The following is a 6,000-nucleotide window of genomic DNA, read 5'->3' on the forward strand; positions in this document are numbered from 1 at the left end:
TATCTTATAAAGATCTTGATTTTTTATCATTATCTAAAGATAATAAGGGTAAAGGTGTTTAGGCTGATTTCTTGGCTCTTTATAAAGTGAAATTTATATGCCTTTATCTCGATTTCGAGATGCTCGTGAGTTGTACCAGCTACTTTTAAAGTGTTGATTCGTTAGAAATGTCAAGAATTTCTCTTGCGCGGATTCTTGAGTGGAAAGTTCAGCTGATTATTTAGTAAAAATTAAGCTGAGGAAAGATTTTATTTTGCATATAAAAAAAGAAAATATTTTTACAAAGTTAGGTGTGTCTACTCTTTTGGTTAGGAATTTACTCATTTCTGGGATGAGTAAACCTAAGCCTATACAAGAGCAAGCTATTCCTGTGATGTTGAAAGGAAACGATATCTTAGGTATTGCGCAAACAGGTTCTGGAAAGACTTTGGCATTTGGCTTACCTATTTTAAGTCAGATTTTGACTTTGGGTGATAAACGCTGTCCTAAAACTGCACGAGCTTTGATTTTAGTTCCAACGCGTGAACTTGCTGTTCAGATTGATGAAATAATTCGCACTGTGGCAAAAGGGGCGCATCTTTCGACGTGCCTTATTTTTGGAGGTGTATCACGTTTAAAACAAATTAAACGTATGAAAGCCGGTGTGGATGTTTTGATAGCGACTCCAGGGCGTTTGAAAGATCTTGTTCATGAAAAGTGTGTTGATCTTTCTCAAACTCATTTTTTGATTTTGGATGAAGCTGATCGTATGTTGGATATGGGGTTTATTCATGACGTCAAGCAAATTTCAAAGCTTTTGAATCAAAAACGTCAGACAGCACTTTTTTCTGCAACAATGCCGAAAGAAGTTGCTGTGCTTGCAAAATGTTTACTCAATGATCCGGTTAAGATTGAAGTTGCTCCTCAAGGAACGACAGCTGTAGAAATTCGTCAAAAATTATATTGTGTCCCTACAAGTGAAAAAAAGGATATTTTAAGTAAACTTTTAACCAATCCAGCTTTTTCTTCGAGTATTGTTTTTACTCGAACTAAACATGGGGCTGATGCTGTCACACGTCATTTAGCAAAGATAGGCTATTTAGTTGCAACAATTCATGGGAATAAATCACAAGGTGCACGCCAATCTGCTTTAAAAGCTTTTCGTGAAGGAGCGGTACAAATCCTTGTTGCAACAGATATTGCTGCACGTGGCATTGATATACCAGGTATAAGCCACGTTATTAATTATGACTTACCAGATGAAGCTGAAAGTTATGTGCATCGTATTGGTCGGACGGGACGCAATGGTGCATCTGGTGAGGCACTTACGCTTTTTGATGAAAGGATAGAACGGGCTCGGTTACGGGCTATCGAGCGTTTAATTCGTATGAAATTGGTGTCTGAAGCTCTTCCAGAACAATTTGCACCATTCCCAGAAAAAACCATTATATTAGAAAGTGGAGAAAAAGAAAACAAGAAAGAACGCTGTTTAAAAAAATCTAGACGTCAGAAACGGTTTTTAAGTCGGAAAAATGATGCTACACAGTTACAGCGAAAGAATTCTTCATCGCCAAATGAAAAGCATAAAAAATCAAAAGCGGTGGCAAAGCGGGTAAAGCTTTTTCGTTGCCGAAAGTCAATCAAGAAGGCTGCTTAAATAAGATCTTGAAAGGAAATTATGTGTTGGAAATCTTTGAATAGTTTAGTTGGTTTAAAAATATTTTAAAAAAGTCACTTCTGTAGAGGCAATTATTTGTTTTCTTTATTTCCATTTAAAAAAATATGAATAAAAATAAATTTTATTGATATACAAAGATATATTTTTTCATTTCAAATTTGTTTATATTGATTTATCAAGACTATTCATTCGCACGTTACAAGTGAGATTGTCGTGTGGATAAACATTTAAGCAATAAATAAAGTGACTCTTTTAAACTCTTTTGAAGCCAAGGGGTATTTCTGATATTGAGCGTTGGAAACTAGTATGATGGTGTTTTTATTGTCAGCAAAGATGGTGGGATGCAATGGCTTTGATATTATAGCATTTATGGGTGCTGTCGTCAAATGGGCTCAGATGTATTGAGAGATATCTCTTTGAAGCAAGTGCGTGAATTTAGCAACACAATGGTGTTCTGTTTACGTGAGGGGGCCTAACCCCATTAAAGAACTTTAAAAACAAAAGAGTATAGCAATAAACGATCCATTATTTAAAGGACATTGCTTTAAATACTTTTGAAAGTCGTAAAGCTGAATAAAGAAATAATGGTAAGGATGCGAACTAGTTTATACTCTTAAAACTTTACATTTTACTCAAATTAGATTGTCTGTTTATTTGAGATTATACAAGCAGATATATGCCGCTCGCTTCAATCTGGCATATAAAAGTTGATACAGCTCGTAAAAAATTCAATGTATTGATTTATGAAAATAATTTACTGTTTTGAAACTTGAATAAGGGGTTTCAATAACGTAAGATTCTTTTATTTCTAACCTGTTTTGTGTTGAATCAACTAAAACCATTTGCTTGCATGTTATAAGTGAGGCGGGTGCGTGGGTATAAACTGTACAAGAAAAGACTAAAAATGCTTCTCATATACTATCACAAGGGCTAAAGGCTGGTTGCAAAACATTGGGAGCAGGAAAAGGTATTTGATAGTATCGATTTGCTCTTTTATGACGCGTAAAGATGGTGTGTGCTCAATAGCTTTTATACTATTCACGGATGCTGTTTTAAGATGGGCTTAGGTGTGTTGTGAAATGTAACTTTGAAGTAAGCTTGTGAAACCGTAGCACAGCAGTGTTCTATTTTACAGCAATAGAGTCTCATGTCGCCCTAATTTCTCAAAGAAAAAAGAATATAAATATTTCATAATAGAATGAAGCCGATACATTTGAAGCGGATTTTGATGATCGTGGCCATGATTTAGAAGTTCCTGCAAGCAACAGTACCCTACAGGTTACCTTTGGCTATGAGAACAGTATTCGTGCCTTTATGGGGCGTTTTGTTGTTGAGTCGGTTATCAGTTTTGGTGGGAGTGATGGAGAGATTTTGCGCCTTTGTGGCAAAAGCGCTTCGATGCAGAAAGAACTTAAAGAACAGGCGAGTGAACATTTTGACCACCAAACCATTAGCGAGATCGTTGAGACACTTGCTAAACGTCATGGTTATCAAGCAAAGGTCAGTCCCCAGTTTACCAAACAAACTCTTCCTTATGTGATTCGCACAAAGCAATCTGCTGTTGACTTTTTAACTCGTCTTGCCGATCGCATGCAGGCGCGTTTTTTGATCAAAGACCATAAGTTTTTATTTTTAAGCGGGGACAATTTACCAGACCTCACCCTCCATCAACATGACTGTTCCAGTTGGGAATTCACATTAGAGCCACGTACGCAATATGGCATCATTGAAGCTTCTTATTTTGATCGTTCAAAAGGGCAACAGTGCCAAGTCAAGCATCAAACAGGTTTTAGCGGTCCTGTGCGTCGTCTGCGGACTTGCTACCCTTGTGAAGAGGAAGCACGAGCTGCCGCTGCCTCTGAGTCGGATAGGCTTTGCCATGCAGTGGGCAGTGGTTCTTTGACCCTTCCCGGACGCCCTGAAATCATGGCCGATCAACCTCTGCTCCTACAAGGGTTTCGTGGAGAAATCAATGGACCATGGAAAGCCGCAACCGTCATGCATCGTTATGAGAAACAAAGCGGATACATCACACAAATCACCCTCAAAGCTCCAAACAAGGGAAAGGAAAGAAACAAAGAATAGAGGCTGGGCTGGTGGTCACCCAGCCAACGGGAACAGTTTAGCAACAAACCCGTCCGATGCAACTCAACTTAACATCGCAGCCACTTCTTCTCACTTAAAGCAATGAGAAGACGGCTAACATAGATGAAAGAATGTTAAGAAATTATGGATATACTTCACAAAGAAAAATTAAAATCTGTTGATCCTATAGAACCAGCTGCTGCTTATGTTGGTGGCAAAATCAAGTTGGCGAAGACTATTATCAACATCATGGAAAACATCCCTCATCGCACTTATGCTGAGCCTTTTGTTGGAATGGGTGGGGTGTTCTTTAGGAGAAAATTAATCCCCTTATATGAAGTTATCAATGATCGTTCAGGTGATGTGGTGAATTTTTTTCGGGTGTTGCAACGCCATTATCACTCTTTTATAGAATTGTTAGAGTTCCAGATTAGTAGCCGTGAGGTGTTTGAACGATTACGCACACAAGATCCAAAGACGCTGACGGATTTAGAGCGTGCTTTGCGGTTTTTATATCTGCAGCGGTTGAGTTTTGGTGGGCAGGTGGTAAAGCAGACGTTTGGCGTTGATCCTAATCGTGGTGCCCGGTTTAATCGTTTGAAACTTGAAGCTTCATTAAAGCTCATTTACCGGCGTTTAGCAGGTGTAACCATTGAACATTTAGATTGGTTTGAGTTTATCAGACGCTATGACCGGCCAAGCACCTTGTTTTACCTTGATCCACCGTATTGGGGTGTTGAGGATTGCTATGGAAAGGATTTGTTTAAGCGAGAAGATTATCAGACGATGTCCACCCTGCTTGCACAATTAAAGGGAAAGTTTCTTCTGTCTCTCAATGATGTGCCAGAAGTTCGGAAAACCTTCAGCCAATTTAAGATAAAAGAGGTCACCACATCTTATACATGTGGTTCAAATAAGCCGACTCCGGCTCAAGAGCTCATCATCTCAAATTGTGATTTTTAGCAAAAAAGAAAAAAGTGGCTTAAAAGGGTCTTTAAATGATCTTTGAAAGGCCTTTGAAGACCCTTTGACCCTCCCCTTAAAAACCCTTCGAAAAAAAATAAATTGATGCAAAATATGCTGTCAAATTGTGCAAAACCTGGTGACAATGTAGTTTGACAGTAGGTTTTGCATTAAGTGGGAAGAGGTGGGATTAGTTAGGAATACGTGATAATTTGTTGTTTTTATGTACAAAATTTAGCATTAAATGCGCGTTTTTTCAAAATAGATTTTGACACCTAAAATTGCGAAAATTACCAAAAATCAGAAAAAAATGCGTTTTCATGGTAAAAGTGAAAGAAAGCTTTGAAAGGTCTTTGAAAATCCTTTGAAGATTTTTAAAAAATCTGTGAAAGCCCAGAAAACCGCCTTTGAAGATCCTTTGAAAAAAATCAATCCAAAAGTTCAATTGATTCCAAAATCAAATAAAAATGACCCAAAAAGCAAAAAAGATTTCCATATATGCGTGGAAATCTCTAAAAATTTATTAAAAAACATTATTTATTAATATGTTGTATTAAATATTTAATGTAAAAAGATTTCCACTTTCATTTTTGGTTTTAGAGAGGCATTAAGCCGTATCTTGTGTGGTTTCTAGATGTGCACTTTCAGCTTCGATTTGACGCTTTAAATGCAATTTTAGAAGAGGCAAAGTAAGTTCTACTTCTTCCGTGTCGTTGATATTTTGAACAAGCTCTTGCAGTTTTCCATAAAGCTCTGCTGCTAATTCCGCTATATTTTCAGGGGGGAGTTTTATATTTGCATCGCGATAAGTTGTATAAGCTATGCGACCAAGCTTTTTCATAAGTCCAGTAGGAATGATAGGTGCTTTAAAACCAGCTGCTTTGGCTTTTGCCATGTCACTAAACATTTCACCTTCACCGGTGAGAAGCCAATTAACGTCTATACCACAAATATTTTTGTAAATGACTAACATTGATGAAGGCGGCTCTCGTAAGCCAGTTTCATAATTATACATAGTACTTTCTGGTACTGTAAGATGATCAGCAAACTGCTTGCGCTGCGTAAAACCAAGAGCGAGCCGTACTTCACATAACCGTTTTGCGAGTTCTGTTTTAGGTTTTTTTTCAGATTTTGCCAAAAAAAATTACTCCATATTTACATTTGGGGTTGACAAATTTATAAATGTAAATCATAACTCATATTACCGCCCGCTATTGAGGGCGTTTATTGTACATTTAACCCCACAAAAAACGGATGGTTTGAGCATCCGTTTAAAGCAGGAGCGAAAGTTATGA

The 6,000-nt window shown here is 37.6% G+C and carries 3 protein-coding genes and 1 pseudogene; 3 read left to right on the plus strand and 1 reads right to left on the minus strand.

The window, feature by feature from the left end:
• The first annotated feature begins 253 nt into the window (after window positions 1-253).
• The 3 genes and pseudogenes from MCY_RS06235 (at window position 254) to MCY_RS06245 (ending at window position 4,705) form a co-directional block, all read left to right on the plus strand.
• The gene (locus tag MCY_RS06235; protein WP_026088036.1) at window positions 254-1,636 is read left to right on the plus strand and encodes a DEAD/DEAH box helicase; all 1,383 of its coding nucleotides are present in this window, start codon (window positions 254-256) and stop codon (window positions 1,634-1,636) included.
• 1,218 nt (window positions 1,637-2,854) lie between these two features.
• Window positions 2,855-3,742: pseudogene (locus MCY_RS06240) on the plus strand (phage late control D family protein); the annotation flags it as partial.
• A gap of 144 nt (window positions 3,743-3,886) precedes the next feature.
• A complete protein-coding gene (locus MCY_RS06245) occupies window positions 3,887-4,705 on the plus strand; it encodes a DNA adenine methylase (protein ID WP_007347529.1) in 819 nt (272 codons plus the stop codon).
• 607 nt (window positions 4,706-5,312) lie between these two features.
• On the opposite strand, the gene MCY_RS06255 is transcribed toward MCY_RS06245, so the two are convergent.
• The gene (locus MCY_RS06255; protein WP_007347530.1) at window positions 5,313-5,843 is read right to left on the minus strand and encodes a helix-turn-helix domain-containing protein; all 531 of its coding nucleotides are present in this window, start codon (window positions 5,841-5,843) and stop codon (window positions 5,313-5,315) included.
• Window positions 5,844-6,000 lie beyond the last annotated feature (157 nt).

The sequence above is a fragment of the Bartonella rattimassiliensis 15908 genome (genome assembly GCF_000278215.1).
Classification (GTDB): domain Bacteria; phylum Pseudomonadota; class Alphaproteobacteria; order Rhizobiales; family Rhizobiaceae; genus Bartonella; species Bartonella rattimassiliensis.